The organism is Burkholderia sp. KBS0801 (genome assembly GCF_005937855.2).
Lineage (GTDB): Bacteria > Pseudomonadota > Gammaproteobacteria > Burkholderiales > Burkholderiaceae > Burkholderia > Burkholderia ambifaria.
Map to the genome: position 1 here is coordinate 2,186,681 of NZ_CP042178.1, position 17,778 is coordinate 2,204,458.

At 66.4% G+C, this 17,778-nt stretch carries 16 protein-coding genes; 10 read left to right on the forward strand and 6 right to left on the reverse strand.

The features are described from left to right. Positions 1 to 59: 59 nt before the first annotated feature. Complete coding sequence (gene tssB, locus FFI87_RS26665; RefSeq protein WP_006750268.1) at positions 60 to 572, reverse strand: type VI secretion system contractile sheath small subunit; 513 nt, start codon at positions 570 to 572, stop codon at positions 60 to 62. A gap of 578 nt (positions 573 to 1,150) precedes the next feature. On the opposite strand from tssB, the gene tssK reads away from it, so the two are divergent. The 6 genes from tssK to tssE all read left to right on the forward strand — a co-directional run bounded on the left by tssK (position 1,151) and on the right by tssE (position 8,833). Next, the gene (tssK, locus tag FFI87_RS26670) at positions 1,151 to 2,500 is read left to right on the forward strand and encodes a type VI secretion system baseplate subunit TssK (RefSeq protein WP_138850123.1); all 1,350 of its coding nucleotides are present in this window, start codon (positions 1,151 to 1,153) and stop codon (positions 2,498 to 2,500) included. 80 nt (positions 2,501 to 2,580) lie between these two features. Next, positions 2,581 to 3,255 carry a DotU family type IV/VI secretion system protein gene (locus FFI87_RS26675; protein ID WP_138850122.1) on the forward strand — a complete coding sequence of 225 codons (675 nt, stop codon included), beginning with the start codon at positions 2,581 to 2,583 and terminating at the stop codon, positions 3,253 to 3,255. 11 nt (positions 3,256 to 3,266) lie between these two features. Then, positions 3,267 to 5,030 carry an OmpA family protein gene (locus tag FFI87_RS26680; protein ID WP_138850277.1) on the forward strand — a complete coding sequence of 588 codons (1,764 nt, stop codon included), beginning with the start codon at positions 3,267 to 3,269 and terminating at the stop codon, positions 5,028 to 5,030. Positions 5,031 to 5,124: 94 nt separating this feature from the next. Next, a complete protein-coding gene (locus tag FFI87_RS26685) occupies positions 5,125 to 5,610 on the forward strand; it encodes an Hcp family type VI secretion system effector (RefSeq protein ID WP_006750272.1) in 486 nt (161 codons plus the stop codon). 95 nt (positions 5,611 to 5,705) lie between these two features. Further along, positions 5,706 to 8,414, forward strand: a complete 2,709-nt coding sequence (gene tssH, locus FFI87_RS26690) for a type VI secretion system ATPase TssH (RefSeq protein WP_138850121.1) — start codon at positions 5,706 to 5,708, stop codon at positions 8,412 to 8,414. After that, complete coding sequence (gene tssE, locus FFI87_RS26695) at positions 8,411 to 8,833, forward strand: type VI secretion system baseplate subunit TssE (protein WP_138850120.1); 423 nt, start codon at positions 8,411 to 8,413, stop codon at positions 8,831 to 8,833. Before tssH ends, tssE begins: the two co-directional genes overlap by 4 nt. 10 nt (positions 8,834 to 8,843) lie before the next feature. On the opposite strand, the gene FFI87_RS26700 is transcribed toward tssE, so the two are convergent. Further along, entirely contained in the window at positions 8,844 to 9,629 is a 786-nt protein-coding gene (locus tag FFI87_RS26700) for an NAD(P)H-dependent oxidoreductase (protein ID WP_138850119.1), read from the reverse strand. Positions 9,630 to 9,715: 86 nt separating this feature from the next. Here FFI87_RS26700 and FFI87_RS26705 point away from each other — a divergent pair, with 86 nt between their 5' ends. Together FFI87_RS26705 and FFI87_RS26710 are read left to right on the forward strand one after the other, a co-directional pair. Beyond that, positions 9,716 to 10,609 carry a LysR family transcriptional regulator gene (locus tag FFI87_RS26705; RefSeq protein WP_138850118.1) on the forward strand — a complete coding sequence of 298 codons (894 nt, stop codon included), beginning with the start codon at positions 9,716 to 9,718 and terminating at the stop codon, positions 10,607 to 10,609. A gap of 152 nt (positions 10,610 to 10,761) precedes the next feature. Further along, positions 10,762 to 11,166 (forward strand): DUF2471 family protein, encoded by a 405-nt coding sequence (locus FFI87_RS26710; RefSeq protein ID WP_006750278.1) that lies wholly within the window; start codon positions 10,762 to 10,764, stop codon positions 11,164 to 11,166. A gap of 179 nt (positions 11,167 to 11,345) precedes the next feature. Here the strand turns inward: FFI87_RS26710 and FFI87_RS26715 are convergent, their stop codons facing one another. Further along, positions 11,346 to 13,379: an NADPH-dependent 2,4-dienoyl-CoA reductase gene (locus FFI87_RS26715; RefSeq protein ID WP_138850117.1), complete on the reverse strand. Its 2,034-nt coding sequence runs from the start codon at positions 13,377 to 13,379 to the stop codon at positions 11,346 to 11,348. Positions 13,380 to 13,454: 75 nt separating this feature from the next. On the opposite strand from FFI87_RS26715, the gene FFI87_RS26720 reads away from it, so the two are divergent. Further along, a complete protein-coding gene (locus tag FFI87_RS26720; protein WP_138850116.1) occupies positions 13,455 to 14,537 on the forward strand; it encodes an AraC family transcriptional regulator in 1,083 nt (360 codons plus the stop codon). A gap of 9 nt (positions 14,538 to 14,546) precedes the next feature. Here FFI87_RS26720 and FFI87_RS26725 read toward each other — a convergent pair whose 3' ends face one another. The 3 genes from FFI87_RS26725 to FFI87_RS26735 all read right to left on the reverse strand — a co-directional run bounded on the left by FFI87_RS26725 (position 14,547) and on the right by FFI87_RS26735 (position 16,732). After that, entirely contained in the window at positions 14,547 to 14,996 is a 450-nt protein-coding gene (locus FFI87_RS26725) for an aconitase X swivel domain-containing protein (RefSeq protein ID WP_012365512.1), read from the reverse strand. Beyond that, complete coding sequence (locus tag FFI87_RS26730) at positions 14,989 to 16,236, reverse strand: aconitase X (RefSeq protein WP_138850115.1); 1,248 nt, start codon at positions 16,234 to 16,236, stop codon at positions 14,989 to 14,991. The genes FFI87_RS26725 and FFI87_RS26730 overlap by 8 nt, the downstream gene beginning before the upstream one ends. Positions 16,237 to 16,303: 67 nt before the next feature. After that, positions 16,304 to 16,732, reverse strand: coding sequence for a MarR family winged helix-turn-helix transcriptional regulator (locus FFI87_RS26735; RefSeq protein WP_012365510.1), 429 nt, complete (start codon positions 16,730 to 16,732; stop codon positions 16,304 to 16,306). A 108-nt stretch (positions 16,733 to 16,840) separates the two neighbouring features. Here FFI87_RS26735 and FFI87_RS26740 point away from each other — a divergent pair, with 108 nt between their 5' ends. Beyond that, on the forward strand, positions 16,841 to 17,761 hold the full coding sequence (locus tag FFI87_RS26740) for a LysR family transcriptional regulator (protein ID WP_012365509.1): 921 nt from the start codon (positions 16,841 to 16,843) through the stop codon (positions 17,759 to 17,761). The last annotated feature ends 17 nt before the right edge of the window (positions 17,762 to 17,778 follow it).

Consider the following 17,778-nt stretch of genomic DNA (forward strand, 5'->3'; position numbering starts at 1 on the left):
GCGATCGAATCGCTACGATGTTGCGGAATGCGCTGAACGCGCGTTTTGCCCAGCGCGTGTCACGCATGCCCTTCCGGCTGCGTCGCGGCGGTCGCGATCTGCGCGAGTTCGCCGCGCAGCTTCGCGGACAGGCGATCGTCCTTCAGCACCTTCTCGAACTCGCGACGGAACGTGCCGTTGTCGAGCAGGTTCGATTTCAGGTCGCGCAGCAGGTTGCGCATCGCGAGGAGCGCCTGCAGCTCGGGAATCTGGCGCGCGACCTGCTCGGGCGCGAAATCCTTGATCGAGCGGAACGACAGGTTGACGGGCAGTTCCGAACCGTCGCCGGCCAGCGTGTTGTCCGCGGCAATCCTGAGATCCGGCGCATAGTCGGCCAGCACGGCGTCGAAGTTGTTCTTGTCGATGTTGACCTTCTTGCGCTCGGCAAGCGGCGCCTGCTCACGGCCGGCACTGAAGTCGCCGGCGACCAGCAGCTTCAAGGGCAACTCGACCTTCTTCTGCGCTCCACCCGTATGCAGGTCGAGCGTGATCGACACCCGGCTCTTCGGGATCTCTCGCTGAAAGCTATCCAATTCGTTCTCCTTATCTCAGGAAGCTTGAAGACTCCGCGACACGCACCCGCAAGTCATGGGGTGCATCGCCGTCCGTACCGCCCATGCCAACCCGCAACGTGCATCGACGAACGGCCCATCCGGATATTCGCGGCCCGATATCCGACTCAGGCGGCAGAAAATATCACGCTCTTTGTCAGCGAGTAAACCTGAAACACGGAAAATTGAAAATTAACGACACGAGGTCTTTTGCAAATAAGACCAGTCCGATTCTCCGACGCATTCCAGACATGTCGTCCAAATTCCACACGCCCGCCCATAAATCACTATCAAAAAAATTCACAACAATCTTATAACTACTTGATTTTTATGCGATTTCCACAAAACATGTGGAACACAAGATCTCAATAAAATCTCACCCGACACCGCTTACACCAAAGAAACACCCCGCACCCAATAAATCTCAAAATAAACACCCCGTTTATCTCAATTTATTCGAGACATTTCACAACAAATTCGAATAAAACGGGGTATACGAAATCAGAAAACGATGTATAGAATCGGCGCCTCATAATTCCTACATCGGTATTGACCACACCATGCGGATCGACAAACCGCTCTGGCATGAAGGGCTGATTCTTACGCAGCAGCATTTCCAGCAGCAGGAGCGCTGGAACGGGTTCGCGCTGCAACAACTGGCGTCGGCTGTCGCCGTATCGCCATGGGGAACGCTGAACGTCGACATCGACGAGGAGGCGCTGTCCTCCGGCCGCCTGAAGCTCGCGCGGCTGCAACTGCGATTCCCGGACGGCACGCCGATCGACACGACCGTCGCCGACGCGTTGCCGCCGGCCCGCGACCTCGTCAGCGAAATCCCCGCCGATACGCAGACCGTCGACGTACTCGCCGCGCTCGCGCTACCGGATGCGAACGGCAGCAACTGCCGTTTCGACGAAACGGCGCTGGCCCGCCCGCGTCGCGCGTATCGCGAGTTCGTCAAGGTGACGGACCTGAACGGCTCGGCCGAAACCGAAATTGCCGCCGAGCGTCACGCCGTCCGGTTGCTGTTCGGCTTTGAATCGCACGCCGACGACACGGCATGCGCGATCGCACGCCTGACGCGCACGACGAGCGGGCAGTTCCAGGTCGATCGCCGATACGTGCCGCCTTGTCTTGCGCTATCCGGTCACACGCTGCATATCGAGCGTATTCGGCGAATCGCCGACATCCTCGCCGCCAAAAGCGCGCTCCTCGGTGCGCGCCGCAGCGAGCGCATCGAGCAGGTGGCCGAGTATGGCGTCGCCGATGTCCAGCTGTTCTGGCTCCTGCATTGCATTCACCAGGCGTGGCCGCAACTGCGCTTCCTCGCGTCGCACCCGGCGCAGCCGACCGATCGCCTGTACCAGGTGCTCGCCCAGCTGGCCGGCTCGCTGATCACGTTCTCGACGCGCGTGTCGCTGACCGACATTCCGCCCTACGACCACGCGAGCGCCCATGACGTGTTCGCGGCGCTCGAATCGCTGATCCGCGATCTGCTCGACGCGATCATTCCGTCACGCGTCGTCTCGATCGGGCTCTCGCATACGACGCTGACGACCTGGGTCGGTCAGTTCCGCGACGAGCGCATCGTCGAAGATGCCGCGGACTGGTATCTGTCCGTCAATGCCGCGTTGCCGGCCTTCGAGCTGGTCGAACAGTTTCCGCGCCTTTGCAAGATCGGCGCACCGGACGACGTCGAGCACATCGTCAATTCCGCCGTGGCGGGAATTCCGCTCAAAGCCGTGCAGCGGGTGCCCGGCGCCATACCGGTCCGGCTGGACAACCACTATTTCGCGCTCGATGCGCACGACGCCGCGCATGCGCGGATGCTCGCCGCGCGCGCTTGCCAGATCTATCTGCCCGCGTCGATTCCGGACGCGTCGCTCGAACTTTATGCGGTGCTGCGCTGATGAATGCCGTCGCCTCCCTGCGTCACGAAACCGCGCTGCTTGCGCGCGATCCGTCATCCGGTCATGCACATCGAGCCTCGATGCGTGCGCTGTTGCGCGATACCGCATTGCTCGTCAGTCAACTGTCGAACGGCGGCGAGGTCGACAACGCCGCAACCCTGCGTGAGCAGTGTCGCCTGCTGGTCGCGCAGTTCGCGACCGCGCTCGATGCGCAAGGCATTGCCGCGGACGTACGGGACGACGCGATCGTCGCCCAGTGCGGGCTCATCGACGAAGCCGCACTGCGACACCTGCCGGCTTCCGCCAAGGCGAAGTGGGAATCCACGCCGCTACAGGTCGAGCGATTCGGCACGCACGATGCAGGCACGCGCCTCTACGAGCGGCTCGACTACCGGATGCGCGAGCCCGTGCCGAACGTCGACCTGCTCGAATGCTATGCGGCCGTTCTCGGCCTGGGATTCCGTGGCCGGTATGCCGCCCGCTCGGGGCCGTCCGCGGGCGCCCATGACGGTGAGGCGAAACGTCAGGCACTGATTGCCGCGCTGGTTGCGCAGATCGATCAATTGCGGCCGGCGGTCCGCCCGGGGTTCGTCGCCGATCGCTCCAACACACGACTGCTCGACCGGCTCAGGCATGTGTCGCCATTGATGATCGCGGGCGCGGCATGCGTCATCGCGATACTCGTCTGGTTCGCGTGGGATCGGATCCTCGATGCCGAACTGGCCCAACTCATCCAGCAAGCGAAACGGCCATGAGTTCGGGCACCATGCTCCCCACGGCGGCAACCCGCGCCGATTCCAATGCGGCACGCGCGGCGTTGTCGGGCCTCGGCTATCCGCTCAGGACGGTCGTGACGCTGTCCGCGGCACTGGCATTGGCCGTCGTCGGATGGGTTGTACCCGTCGAGCGCGGCGTCATGTGGGGATGGGTAGCGCTCGTCGTCGCGCTTTCCGCGCTGATCGTCTGGTTGCATTCGCGCGGATTGACGCGCGCCCGCGAACAAAACGTTCAGGTGATTGCGCAACTGGGCGCGGCGACCGCCGACCTGCCCGTCACGATGCGCACGAGAATGCCGCTCGCGCTCGTCACGGGCGACGGTCTGTCCGCGTTGTTCGATCGCGATACGGCCATGTCGCGTTTCGTACATGTCGGCGACGGCGCGATCTGGTTGCGAGCCGACCGCCCTCAGGATCTTCCCCGGCTCGCCGTTGCGGTCCGCCAGTGGCGGGACGGTCATGCGCCGGATTGTGTCGTGCTGGCGGTCGCGCCGGGCCTTCATGCGAACGACGACACGCTGTCGCAGTCGCTGCGCGTGATCCGGCAAGCCGTGGCCGATGCGTCCCGCATGCTCGGCACGTCGCTGCCGGGCTATGTCGCTCTCTATCAGCGGCTCTCGAACGCAAATGCCGCGGCAACGTTGCCCGCCGTCGAATCGGCGGCCCGGTGGTATGGCATGTCGACCGGATCGCCCATCGTCAACACGCATCGCTTCGACACCGCGATCGAAGCAGCCGAGTCGGATGCGCTCCATGCCGACGGCAGCCCCGCGGTCGCGGCACGCGCCGCCGGCGTCGCATCGATGATCGGATGGACCCGACGCGTCGTGTTCGACACGCTGACGGATCGACGCCAGCCCGCATCGCCGTGGCCGTTGTTCGGCGTGGGCTGGATCGACCATGGCCCGGCGAGCGGCCCCGGCAAACCGTGGGAACGGGAAGTCCGCAGCCTGACAGGTATCGCCCCGGCCACACTGCCTGCGTCGCCGACGCCGTGGCCATTGCCGCAACCGCTGATCGACGCGATGCCGCGCCGCACGTGGCGGTCGCCGCGCATCACCGCCGCCGCGCACGTCATCGCGATCGTCGCCTGCGCCGCAATCGCCGCCATCTGCGGCGCCGCAAAGAACAACGAGGCGTTGATGACCCGCATCGGCGAGCACCTCCAACACTACAACCGAATCCCCGCCACGCACGACACGGCCAAACGCGACGCGCTCCGAGTCCTTGTGTCGGACCGCGATCAGCTCGACCGGTACGCACGGGTCGGCGTGCCGCTCCGGCTGTCGTTCGGCACCTATCGCGGCGCACCGCTGCTGCCCGTCCTCAACGACGCAATCGCGTCGTACGAACCGCCCCCGCCGCCGCCCGCCGTCGTCACGCTGGACAGCATGTCGCTGTTCGACAGCGGCAAGGCAACGCTCCGAACGGGCACCACGCGCGCGATGGTCGATGCGCTCGAACTGATCAAAGCCCATTCGGGCAAACGCGTGCTCGTCGCTGGCTACGCGGACGATCAGGGTCGGCCCGATCGCAATCTGAAGCTGTCGATCGATCGCGCGTCAGCCGTGCGCGACTGGCTCGTCGAAGCATCGGGCATCCCGCCGACACGGTTCGCGATCCAGGGCTACGGCGATACGCGGCCGGTCGCGGACAACGCCACGCCGGAAGGGCGGGCGAAGAATCGTCGGGTCGAGATCACGCTCGTGCCCGATACACCGGTGCCTGCCGTCCCGACCGGCGCCGCGAGGTAACACGCGTTTGGGTTCCCGGGGCGGTCGCCCCGGGGTTATCAGCGCCGGAATCCGGTTCCGGCGATTCGCAGTACGAAGAAGAAGGAGTGAACAAATGGCAATTCCGGCCTACATGTGGCTCAAGGACGACGGTGGCGCGGACATCAAGGGTTCGGTAACCGTCCAGGATCGCGAGGGTAGCGTCGAACTGGTCGCGTTCGATCATGGCGTGCACATTCCGACCGACGGCAATACGGGCAAGCTGACCGGCACGCGCGTGCACAAGCCGATCACGCTGACGAAGGAGACCGACGCGTCGACGCCGTACCTGTACAAGGCCGTGACGAGCGGCCAGACGCTGAAGTCGGTCGAGATCAAGTGGTATCGAATCGACGACGCGGGCAAGGAAAAGGAATACTTCAACACCAAGCTCGACAACGTGAAGATCGTCGCGGTGAAGCCGAAGATGCTCGACATCAAGAACCCCGACTACGAGAAGCACAACCATCTCGAAGACGTGGAACTGCGTTACGAGACGATCACGTGGTCGTACAAGGACGGCAACATCATCCACAAGGACACCTGGAACGAACGTTCCTGATGGACTGACCGCCTGGCGGAATCCGTCGCGCTTGCGCGGCGGGATTCCGCTCCTCAGGGGCGCCCGCCCTTCTCCCTTCCTGATCCGATACCGACATGACGCCGCCGCTCCGGGACGCTTCCCATCTCATTCGCCGCCTCAATCCTCACTGCACGCGCGCACTCGAAGCCGCGGCGAATCTGTGCCAGACCCGGCTCGCGGACGAAATCGCGGTCGAGCACTGGGTGCTGAAGCTGATCGAAGCCGACGACGGCGACATTCCCGCGCTGCTGCGCCACTACGACCTCGACATCGACGCCGTGTGGGATGCGATGATCGACGTGATCGAGCGCATGCCACGCACGTTGCGCGGCATGCCGGCGCTGTCGCGGCAACTCGCCACGGTGCTGGAGGATGCGTGGGCGCACGCGACGGCCGACGATCCCGACGACTCGATTCGTTCGGGGCACCTGCTGCAGGCGATCGTCGACGCCCCTCATGTGCTGCGCACCCAGCGTGCGTGGCCGCTGCTGTCCGTCTCCAGCGCGCAGATTCGTCGTGTGCTGCCCCGGCTCGGGCGGCGCTCGTGCGAAAACGCGGTTGACGAACCCGTATCGGCACGCAAAGCGGACTCGGCCCGCGATCCGCACGCAACGGGAACACCGACGTCGGCCACCGCGGCACACCCTGCCCCCACGCGCGCGATCGAGCGCGACGCACTCGCGCGCTTCACCCTCGACCTGACCGAAAAGGCGCGTCGTGGCGAGATCGACCCCGTCTTCGGACGCGACCGCGAGATACGGCAGATGATCGACGTGCTCGCGCGCCGCCGCAAGAACAATCCGATCCTGGTCGGCGAACCGGGCGTCGGCAAGACCGCGCTTGTCGAAGGGCTCGCCTTGCGCGTGATCGACGGCGGCGTGCCGGAAACGATCCGCGGCACGCGCATCCTGACGCTCGATCTCGGCTTGCTGCAGGCCGGCGCCAGTGTAAAGGGCGAATTCGAGCAACGGCTGAAGAACGTGATCGACGAGGTGCGAGCTTCGACGACACCGATCCTGCTGTTCATCGACGAGGCGCACACGTTGATCGGTGCCGGTAACACGGCAGGCGGCGCCGATGCCGCGAACCTGCTCAAGCCGGCGCTCGCACGCGGGGAGTTGCGCACGATCGCGGCCACCACGTGGGCCGAGTACAAGCAATACTTCGAGCGCGACGCGGCGCTCGAACGGCGCTTCCAGGTCGTCAAGGTCGACGAGCCGGACGACGAAGCAGCGTGCCTGATGCTGCGCGGGCTCGCGAGCCGCTATGCGGCCCATCACGAGGTTCACATCCGCGACGAGGCGATCGTGGCGGCCGTGCGCCTGTCGCGCCGCTACATTCCGGCGCGCCAGTTGCCGGACAAGGCCGTGGATCTGATCGATACGGCAGCCGCGCGCGTGCGGATGGCACTCGACGTACTGCCGGCGGAACTGCAACAGGCGCATGCCGCGCTGGCGGCGCTCGAGCTGGAACGCGCGGCGCTCGATGCGGACGCCCGTGCGGGCATCGCCGGCATCGCGGAGCGACGTGCCGCGATCGATACGGAGCACGACGCGATGCGCGACACCGCCGACACGCTGCTCGGTCAGTACGCACGCGAGCGCGAACTCGTCGATGCAGTGCGCACGCTTCGTGGTGCGGCCGACCCCGCGCCTGATTCGGCCGACGTAATCAAGGCGATCGACGCGCTGGCGAACGCTCAGGGAAAGTCGCCGATGATCTCCCCCGACGTCGACGCGCAATCGATCGCGCGTGTCGTCGCCGAATGGACGGGCGTACCGGTCGGCAATCTCGTCGAGGACGAACTGCGGAGCCTGCTCGCGCTCGAGTCGACGCTCGCGACGCGCGTGGTCGGACAGGACGATGCGATCGGCGCATTGGCTGAGAGCTTGCGCACCGCCAAGGCCGGCCTGAAAAGCGAGCACGCGCCGCTCGGCGTATTCCTGCTCGCCGGGCCGTCCGGCGTCGGCAAGACCGAGACGGCGCTCGCGCTCGCCGACGCGCTGTTCGGCGGTACCGCGGCGCTGACGACGATCAATCTGTCGGAGTACCAGGAAGCGCACACGGTATCGCAGCTCAAGGGTTCGCCACCCGGCTATGTCGGTTACGGACGCGGCGGCGTGCTGACCGAAGCCGTGCGTCAGCGTCCGTACAGCGTCGTGCTGCTGGACGAAGTGGAGAAGGCGCATCGCGACGTGGTCGATATTTTTTATCAGGTGTTCGACCGCGGCACGATGCGCGACGGTGAAGGGCGCGAGATCGATTTCCGCAACTGCGTGATCGTGATGACGTCCAATCTCGGCAGTGCGCAGATAGACGACGCGACGGCCGAGAACGCGTCGATCACGCAGGTCGCGTTGCGCGAAGCCATTCATCCGCAGCTGGTCGCGCATTTTCAGCCGGCGCTGCTCGCACGCTTCCAGACGCTCGTCTATCGGCCGCTCGATGCCGCGTCGCTTGCATCGATCGTGCGGATCAAACTGGACAAGATTGCCAAACGCCTGCATCGGCAACACGCCGTCACGCTCACTTGCGACGACGATCTGCTCGAATCGATCGCGCAGCACTGCGTGTCACGGGAATCCGGCGCACGCGGTGTCGATGCATTCCTGAACCAGCGTGTGCTGCCCGTCGTGTCCCGTGAGCTGCTTGCCCGGATGGCAACGGGCATCACGCCGCGACACATCGTGCTGTCGACCGGCGTTGAAGGTGCGTTGACGATCGATTTCGTCGACGCCCCGGCCACGACCGATAACCGCATCGAGCAACCGCCCCCCCGATGACCGCCGGCCCCTCCCTCTACGACATGCTGCTCGGCCAGATCGGCGGCGAGCCGATCGGCGCCTACGACGACCGGACGCTCGAATGCCTGAGCGTGCAGCAGAACGTGCGCCGCATCCTCAATACGCGGGCCGGCGCGCTCAAGCACCTGCCCGACTACGGGTTGCCCGACCTCACGAACATCTACAAGGCGCTACCCGCGTCGGCGCATCTGCTCAAGCAGCAGATGGAAGCCACGCTACTGAAGTACGAGCCGCGCATCCGTTCGATCGACGTCGCGATCGTCGAGAACCGCGATCCCGGCATCCTGGTCAGCTTCGAAATGACCTGCCACCTGAAGAACACGGGACTCGTGCGCTTCGGCACCTACTTCGAACCGCCGGGCCGCCTGCGCATCGAACGGCGCCTCGACCGGACGTGATCGCCCCCCCTCACTGCTCGCGCGCGAGGTGCGCCGCAAACCCCACCTTCTCCGGCGCGATCCCGGCCTTCAGCGTCAGCGCCGGAATGTCGTAGTCCCCCGCATTCTGCCGCCGGAACGGAATCGGTCGTGCGGTCCACAGTTCGTCGAGACGCGTGCCGAGCGCCGCGCACGTTTCATCGAAGCGCGCGTCATTCATTCGCCCCGTCCGATAGATCACGAACGGCGGCAGCACGTCGAACCCCGGGTAATACAAAATCCCGTGCTGGATCGGAAACAGCACGTCGTCGATCGGCCCGTTGATGCCGCGCGCGCTGTAGTGCGACTCCCAACCGCCCGTCGTGACGATCACCATCGCACGCTTGCCCGCCAGCGAGCCCTCGCCGTAACGGTCGCCCCAATGCTGGTCGGAATGCTCGCCAACACCGTACGCGAAGCCGTACGCATACACCCGCTCGACCCAGCCCTTCATGATCGCCGGCATCGAGAACCACCACAGCGGAAACTGCAGGATCACCGCGTCGGCCCACTTCAGCTTGTCCTGTTCGCGCGCGATGTCGTCGCGCTGCGTGTCCGTCTCGAACGCACGCTTCGAATCGAGCGCGGGATCGAAACGCGCGTCGGGCGCACGGTGGGTCACGTCATGCGCGTCGAACGCGGCCTTCCAGTTCATCGCGTACAGATCGGTCACCTGCACGGCATGGCCGGCCGCTTCGAGATGCTCGACCGCGAAGTCCCGCAACGCACCGTTGAGCGAACGCGGTTCGGGATGGGCATAAACGATCAGCACATTCATGTTCACTGCTCCGTTGATTGAATGACTGCAGGATGCCGTCGCCAACGGTATATTGGAAATGAATTCCCGATATTCCAGGTATAGCCATGAATAATCTCAGAAGACTGGACCTGAACCTGCTGGTGACGCTCGACGTGCTGCTCGCCGAGCACAACGTCACGCGGGCGGCTGAAAAACTGAACATGTCGCAGCCGTCGGTCAGCGTGCAGTTGCAGAAACTGCGCGACCTGTTCGGCGATCCGCTGCTGCTGCCGGGGCCGCGCGGGATGCGACCGACCGCCCGCGCCGAAACGCTGCGCGAGCCGTTGCGGGATGCGCTCGACGCGGTCGAACGGGCGGTGCTGACGGCCACGCCGTTCGATCCGGCGACCGCGACGAACACGTGGCGCGTGGCCGCCACCGACTACGGCGAATCGACGATCGTGCTGCCCGCGCTGAACACGCTGCGCTCGGCCGCGCCCGCTACGCGGCTCGCCGTCGTCGAACTCGTGCCGCCGCGCATCGAGCAGGACGCCGAGCGCAACGGCATCGACCTGGCCTTCCATACGAGCGAAGGGTCGCCGGAAGGCATGCGGCGCCTGCCGCTGTTCGTCGAGCGATACGTGCTCGTCGGCCGTGCCGGTCATCCGAAGCTGAAGCGGCGCCCCACGCTCGCGCAGTTCGGCGCGCTGGAACACGTGATCGTGTCGCCCGACGGGGGCGGCTTCTTCGGCGTGACCGACGACGCGCTCGCGAAAGCGGGCGCTGCGCGGCGTGTCGTGCTGTCGGTTCCGCATTTCCTGTTCGTGATGTCGGCCGTCGCCAGCACCGATCTCGTCGCGATGCTGCCCGAGCGGCTGGTCCGCAACACGCCCGCATTACGCGTCGTGGAAGCGCCGGTCGAAGTCCCCGGCTACGAGATGTCGATGCTGTGGCACGAACGCGTGCATCGCGATCCCGCACATCGATGGCTGCGCGAGGCGATCGCCGCGGCGGTGTGAATCGCTCGCGGTACGGACGCAACCGCACCGCGGCACACGCGTATTCATTCAGGACTTGAAACCGCCTCGAACACTGTATATATTTACAGTGCTTTTTCACCATTTGACCCGAATTCCGTCAGCCATGACGGACGGACTTTTGTGAGGCGACCATGTTCCAGTCATCCGCATTCGATCCCGAGCAACCCGGCTTCAATCCCGGCCACTTCGAGCGTGCCGCGCAGCGCGCGGTCGTCGATCTGCAGCGTGTCGTCGGCGGCCCTGCGCAGCGCGCGCTCGGCCTGCGACGCCGCACGCATCCGGCCGCCGTCCGCACGATGAGCTGGCAGGCGCTGCTGAACGTCGAGGAACTCGCGTTCTCGAACGCCGGTTTCCTGAGCCGCAACGATCCGACCGTCGTCGACGCGTTCATCCGCCTGCGCGACAGCCGGCTGGTCGCGGCGGACGTCGAGGAGCCGGTCGACTGGCGTCGCGACGACGACGACCTGCCGGCCGTCTACCTGATCGTCAAGGCGATGCTGGAAGCGGAAGAGGAGGAACGGGCCGAAGCGGCCTGACACACGCGGGCCGGGAGCGGATGACCGTGTGCGGGGATCCCGTCGCGTGGTGACGCGGCACATCGATTCGACGTGCTCAACCGCCCTATGGAATTACGGAGCGGAAAACCGCGAGCCGTCGCGCAGGCAGACCACCGCCGCGCGACGCACACCGCCCCGAAACCCAAAACGATTGCCCGTTACAGCCGCGCGGCAAGCCGCGAACCCTGATCGATCGCACGCTTCGCATCGAGTTCGGCCGCCAGTTCCGCGCCGCCGATCAGATGCACCGATCGTCCGGCCGCCTGCAACGGCACCAGCAGCGCGCGCTGCGGTTCCTGCCCCGCGCACAGCACGATCGTGTCGGCTTCGATCAGTTCGTGATCGGTGCGCTGTTCGCCGTACGACACGTGCAACCCGCGCGCATCGATCAATTCGTAGTTCACGCCGCCGATCATCTTCACCTGCTTCATCTTCAGCGTCGCGCGGTGAATCCAGCCGGTCGTCTTGCCGAGCCCCTTGCCGAGCGGCGCGGCCTTGCGTTGCAGCAGCGTCACTTCGCGCGCGGGCGCCGCGACCTGCGCGCGCGTCACGCCGCCGCGCGTCGCGGCCGGATCGGTCACGCCCCACTCCGCTTTCCACTCTTCCAGATCGAGCGTCGGCGACGCGCCGTCCTGCACCAGATACTCGGCGACATCGAAGCCGATGCCGCCCGCGCCGATCACCGCGACACGCCGGCCGACCGGCTGCCTGCCGGCGAGCACATCGATATAGCTGAGCACGTTCGGCCCGTCCTGGCCGGGAATCTTCGGGTCGCGCGGCGCCACGCCGGTGGCAAGCACGATCTCGTCATAGCCGCCCGCGATCAGGTCGTTCGCGTCGACGCGGCGGTTCAGATGCAGGTTCACGCCGGTCAGCTCGACCTGCCGGCCGAAGTAACGCAGCGCTTCATCGAACTCTTCCTTGCCCGGGATCCGCTTCGCCATGTTGAACTGGCCGCCGATTTCCGCGGCCGCGTCGAACAGGTCGACGTGGTGGCCGCGCTGCGCGAGCACGGTCGAGCACGCGAGACCGGCCGGCCCCGCCCCGACGACCGCGATGCGCTTCGGCTGCTGCACCCGCGTGTAGACCAGCTCCGTTTCGTGGCACGCGCGCGGGTTCAGCAGGCATGACGCGATCTTGTTCTTGAACGCGTGGTCGAGACACGCCTGGTTGCAGCCGATGCAGGTGTTGATCTCGTCAGCGCGGCCCTGGGCGGCCTTGACGACGAACTCGGCATCCGCGAGCAGCGGACGCGCCATCGACACCATGTCCGCGCAGCCGTCCGCGAGAATCTGCTCGGCCACTTCGGGCCGGTTGATCCGGTTGGTCGTCACGAGCGGGATGCCGACCTCGCCCTTCATCTTCCTGGTCACCCATGCGAACGCGCCGCGCGGCACCGACGTCGCGATCGTCGGCACGCGCGCCTCGTGCCAGCCGATCCCCGTGTTGATGATGGTCGCGCCCGCGCGCTCGACGGCCTTCGCAAGCTGCACGGTCTCGCGCCAGTCGCTACCGTCCGGAATCAGGTCGAGCATCGACAGCCGGTAGATCAGGATGAAGTCGCGCCCGACCGCTTCGCGCGTGCGCTCGATGATCTCGATCGGCAGGCGGATGCGGTTTTCGTACGAACCGCCCCACTGGTCGCCGCGCTTGTTCGTATGCATCGAGATGAACTGGTTGATGAGGTAACCCTCGGAGCCCATGATCTCGACGCCGTCGTAGCCGGCCTCGCGCGCGAGCTGCGCGCAGCGGACGAACGCACGGATCTGCCGCTCGACGCCGCGCGCGCTGAGCTCATGCGGCGCGAACGGCGAAATCGGCGACTTGATCTTCGACGGCGCGACCGCGAACGGGTGGTAGCCGTAGCGGCCGGTATGCAGGATCTGCAGCGCGATCTTGCCGTCGTCCGCATGCACGGCGTCGGTGATCACGCGATGCCGCCGCGCGCCGGCGGACGTCATCAGCGTGCCGCCGAACGGCTTGGTCCAGCCGGCCACGTTCGGCGCGAAGCCGCCGGTCACGATCAGGCCGACGCCGCCACGCGCCCGTTCTGCGAAATAGTCGGCGAGCCGCGGCAGCGTCTTGCGGCTGTCCTCGAGGCCCGTGTGCATCGAGCCCATCAGCACGCGATTCTTCAACGTGGTGAAGCCGAGGTCGAGCGGGGCGAGCAGGTGGGGAAAGGGGGTCGTCATGATGAGTCTGCCGGTAAGCGATGGGGGTCATCGTATGCGCGCGCCGCCTTGAACGTGAGGGGGCAAACAGCCATAATGCTTGTCATTTCCGGCCAAATCGACATGACCTCCCCGTCACGCAAGGATCACCTCGGGCTCCGCCGGCCGACGATTCCGGTCGCCTATACGCGCCTGCTGCTGCAGGCGCTGGCCGCACGCGGCGTCGATCTGGCCGCGGTGCGCGCAGGCACGGGACTGCGCGACGCGGTGTTGGCCGAACCGGACGCCCGCGTCGCGCCGTCGCAATGGGGCCGGCTCGTGCTGAACGCGATCGAGATCGGCGGCGATCCGGGCATCGGGCTCGCGTTCGGGCTGCTGCTGAAGCCGACCGTGCACGGCTTCCTCGGCTATGCAACGCTGACCGCGCGGGACATCCGCGACGCGCTGATGGTCACGCAGCGCTACTTCCGGATGCGCAATCGGCAATATCGTCTGACCTACGCGGAGGACGAACACGGCGCAACCCTCGAACTGCACGGCGTGCAGGCGAGCCCCGTGCTGCAGCATCACGTGATGTTCGAGTTCGTGCTGACCGGGCTCGCGCAAAATATCTCGCAGTGGTCCGGGCGCGCATCGCCGCCGATCGCGCTGCGCTTCGCGTGGCCGGAGCCCGGCTATTTCGCGCGTTATCGCGACCAGTTGCCCCCGGTCGAATTCGGCTGCGCGGCGAATGCGCTGTGGATCGCGCGCGACGTGCTCGACTGGCCGCTGCCGCTTGCCGACGAAGTCGCACACCGGCAGGCGCTCGTGCAGGTCGAGCGCGAGTATGCGCAGGTACGCCAGGAGGAAGGCGATCTGGTCGAGCGCGTGCGCGCGGAACTGGCGCGCACGGCCGGCGACTATTCGAGCCCGGAGGCGCTCGCCGACGCGCTGCTCGTGTCGACGCGCACGTTGCGGCGCCGGCTCGAGGAAGCCGGGTCGAGCTACCGGCAACTGCTCGACGAAGCGCGGTTTCGCGATGCGAAGCAGTTGCTCGCGGCCTCGGATCTCGATCTGAAGACGATCGCCGAACGGCTGCAATTCACCGACCCGGCGAATTTCACGCGGGCGTTTCGACGGTGGGCCGGGCAGACGCCGAGCGCCTATCGGGAAGCGGCGGGCGATCCGGCACGCGAGTAAACCGGAAGGTCAGCTGCCGACGTCGATCCGCGCGCCGCCATCGCCTTCGCGTGCATCGATCCGCACCTCGCCCGTCGCCGCGACAATCGCGTCATACACGTCGTCCGTCACGCACACTACCGGCACCGCGATCGCATAGAGCTCCGCCGCCACGATCGCACCGATCGAGATGATCAGATCGCGCTCCTTCAGCACGATCCCGACCGGCCCCGTGCCGTTGCGCACCGCTTCGGCGAGCACGCTGCTGCTCGAACTCGAGCCCTTCGCGTGCGGCATCACCATGATCCGGCCGGCCAGGCTCGCGCCGGCCTGCGGATGCCCGCGATCGACGATCCGCCCCGCGGCCGAGTCGTAGCCGCCCCAGAAGCTGAGCGGCTTGTCGAGCACGATCGTGTTCGCGCACGCGCTGCCCGGCACGAGCGTGTCGCCCGTCAGCTGCTTCATCGTTGCGTCAGTCATCGAATCGCACCTTTCCTTCGAACGCGGAGCGCACGCACTCGCGCATGCTGCCGTACGCGACCGTGACGCCGATGTTCGCGGGCGCATACGACGCCCACTTCCCCGAGTTGGTCATCACCAGGCCCGACAGCTGTTTCATCACCGGCGTGATGTACGTGCAGGTGTCGACGACGATCTGGATGCCGCGCGCGTCGAATTTGCCGGCGAGCCCGAGCTCGCCCAGCTCCCACAGGATGAAGCGGCTCGTGTTCACGTAGAAATCGCACTTCGGCTTGCCGTCGAACTGATCGAGCAGCGCGTCGAGCGTGCGGAATTCGGCCAGCGAAAAATGCGGCGTGCCGAGCGCGACCGCGACGAGCGCATCTCCGGCCGCGCCATGATTCAAAGTGCGGCGGATCTCGTCGAGGTCGGCCATCGCGACATCGACCGTTCGCTGCGCCGCCTGCCCGTGCAACGCGGCGTCGAGCGTGGGTGCCTCGGGAGTGACGCCCACCGCATGGAACAGCGCGACGGCCCCGCTCGATGCGGCGGCCGCGCCGAGCGCCTTGAGTTCGTCTTCGGTGGTGTCCGCAGGCAGCCCGACGATCGCGGGGACGATCGCGCCCGCGATCCTGCCGATCAGCAACCCGAGCGCCGCGAAATAGATGTCGCGCGACGGCCGGTTGCCGAAGTCCGGCGCGTTGAATACGATCCGCGCCGCGCGATTCGATTCGACGTGCAGGCCCGCATACGGCGCACGCCCCGTGATCGCGGCGGCCAGATCGAGAAAGTCGCCATAACGGCTGGTGCGCGCACCGAGCACCGAGTTCGCGAACACGATCGCGTTGGATTCAGCCCACGCGATCTGCTCGCCCACGCGCGGACGATTCTTCAGCTGATACGGCGCGCACGTGAAGCTCGATTCGCAGCCGAGCTGCAGATGCGCATCCATCAGCCGCCGCGCGTCGCGCTCGATCGTGCGATCGCCGTGATACAGCTCGGGGTGGATCAGGTCGAGCGACCCGACGTTCAACGTGGTCGGCACCGCGACGCGCGCGCCGGTATCGACGAAATACTCGACGAAGTCGAGGCTCGTCCGGCCGTGGTAAAGGCAGCCGTCGATATGCGCGGACGTGATGTCGATCAGGTGCGGCGCCGACATGACCTCGGCCGTGCGCGTGACGATCCGCATCGCGCGCGCGACGCCGTCGCCGAATGCGCCGCGCGACATCGCGTCGTCGCGCTCGCTCAACTGCAGCATGGGGAGTGCTCCTCGGGTCTCGTCCGGCGGGCCCGGATCGCTTTTGTCATACTACCGCGCGTTGCGGCTATCGCTGCGCCGTCAGGCTGAACAGCTCGTCGCGCAGCGCCTTGGCGCGGTCGCGGCCGAACTGCGTTTCGAACTCGTCCTGTGCGGCCTGCCACGCGATTTTCGCCTGCGCGTAGGTGCGCTCGCCGAGCTTCGTCAGGCTGAGTGCGTGCGCACGTGCGTCATGCTCGGACGCGGCCGCGGCGACGAATCCGTCGCGTTGCAGCGGCTTGAGCGCGCGCAACAGCGTGGTGCGGTCCATCACCAGCGTGTCGGCAAGCTCGCTCATCACGAGGCCGGGCCGGCGCGACAGGTTCGCCATGATCGAGAACTGCGCGGGCGTGACCCCGACGGGGGCCAGATGCCGCTCGTAGAGTTGCGTGACGAAGCGCGCCGCCTGGCGCAGCGCGAGGCAATTGCAGGCCTGGGCGATCTGGATATCGTTCATGATCGGCAATTTATATGTGCATATGCATAAAGTCAATGTACACTCCGCCGTAACATGGCCGGGCCGGCCGCTTGCACCGCGCGCCGCCATCGCCGCGAGGAGACGAACATGGACTACATCGACAAGCTGCGGATCTTCCGGTCGGTGGTGGAAATGCGCAGCTTCACGCGCGCCGCCGACATGCACGGCCTCGCGCGGCCGGTCGTGTCGCGTGCGGTCGCGGATCTCGAGGCGCGCTTCGGCAGCCGCCTGCTGCACCGGACCACGCGCCAGGTCTCGCTGACCGAAACCGCCGAGCGCATCTACGAGCGCTGCGCGGCCGTGCTCGACGAACTCGACTCGCTGGAAGCGCAGGCGCAGTCGCACACGCGCGAGCCCGAGGGGCTGCTGCGGCTCGTCGCGCACACGACGGCCGCGCTGAACCGGCTCGTGCCGCTGATCGCCGGCTTCAAGGCCGCGCATCCGAAGGTGCGCCTCGACGTCACGCTGACCGAGCGCCCGGTCGACCTCGTCGGCGAAGGCTACGACATCGGCATCGTCGTGCCGTACATGCTGACGAGCGAGACGACCGTGGTGCGCCTGGTCGAACGCATTCCGGTGGTGATCGTCGCGACGCCCGCGTATCTGCGTACGCATCCGCGTCCTGAGACGCCGGCCGCGCTCGCCGAGCATGCGTTCGTGCCGCTGTCGCCGTCGCTGCGCCGGCCCGCGCTGTCGTTCCGCGTCGACGGCGACACGCTGACCGTGCCGTTGAGCTTCGACATCTCGTCGAACAGCCCCGTCTTCAACCGTGAAATGGTGATGCACGACTTCGGCATCGGCGTCGTGCCGAGAACGCTCGTCGAGGCCGAACTCGCGTCGGGCGCCCTCGTGCAGCTGCTCGAAGGCGCCGATCTGGTCGACGCATTCGTGGAGATCAAGCTCGCTTACGCGAACCGCGCGCTGCTGCCCGCGAAGGTCAAGGCGTTCATCGACTACACGGCCGCGTACTGCGACCACGACGGCCGGATTGTTCCCGCCGCCGCGTGATCCGGCGCGAAAACGCG

Coding starts and splice junctions, on each gene's coding strand:
- tssK (WP_138850123.1), top strand. CDS start 1,151: ATGCGGATCGACAAACCGCTCTGGCATGAAGGGCTGATTCTTACGCAG.
- FFI87_RS26675 (WP_138850122.1), top strand. CDS start 2,581: ATGCGTGCGCTGTTGCGCGATACCGCATTGCTCGTCAGTCAACTGTCG.
- FFI87_RS26680 (WP_138850277.1), top strand. CDS start 3,267: ATGCTCCCCACGGCGGCAACCCGCGCCGATTCCAATGCGGCACGCGCG.
- FFI87_RS26685 (WP_006750272.1), top strand. CDS start 5,125: ATGGCAATTCCGGCCTACATGTGGCTCAAGGACGACGGTGGCGCGGAC.
- tssH (WP_138850121.1), top strand. CDS start 5,706: ATGACGCCGCCGCTCCGGGACGCTTCCCATCTCATTCGCCGCCTCAAT.
- tssE (WP_138850120.1), top strand. CDS start 8,411: ATGACCGCCGGCCCCTCCCTCTACGACATGCTGCTCGGCCAGATCGGC.
- FFI87_RS26700 (WP_138850119.1), bottom strand. CDS start 9,629: ATGAATGTGCTGATCGTTTATGCCCATCCCGAACCGCGTTCGCTCAAC.
- FFI87_RS26705 (WP_138850118.1), top strand. CDS start 9,716: ATGAATAATCTCAGAAGACTGGACCTGAACCTGCTGGTGACGCTCGAC.
- FFI87_RS26710 (WP_006750278.1), top strand. CDS start 10,762: ATGTTCCAGTCATCCGCATTCGATCCCGAGCAACCCGGCTTCAATCCC.
- FFI87_RS26715 (WP_138850117.1), bottom strand. CDS start 13,379: ATGACGACCCCCTTTCCCCACCTGCTCGCCCCGCTCGACCTCGGCTTC.
- FFI87_RS26720 (WP_138850116.1), top strand. CDS start 13,455: ATGCTTGTCATTTCCGGCCAAATCGACATGACCTCCCCGTCACGCAAG.
- FFI87_RS26725 (WP_012365512.1), bottom strand. CDS start 14,996: ATGACTGACGCAACGATGAAGCAGCTGACGGGCGACACGCTCGTGCCG.
- FFI87_RS26730 (WP_138850115.1), bottom strand. CDS start 16,236: ATGCTGCAGTTGAGCGAGCGCGACGACGCGATGTCGCGCGGCGCATTC.
- FFI87_RS26735 (WP_012365510.1), bottom strand. CDS start 16,732: ATGAACGATATCCAGATCGCCCAGGCCTGCAATTGCCTCGCGCTGCGC.
- FFI87_RS26740 (WP_012365509.1), top strand. CDS start 16,841: ATGGACTACATCGACAAGCTGCGGATCTTCCGGTCGGTGGTGGAAATG.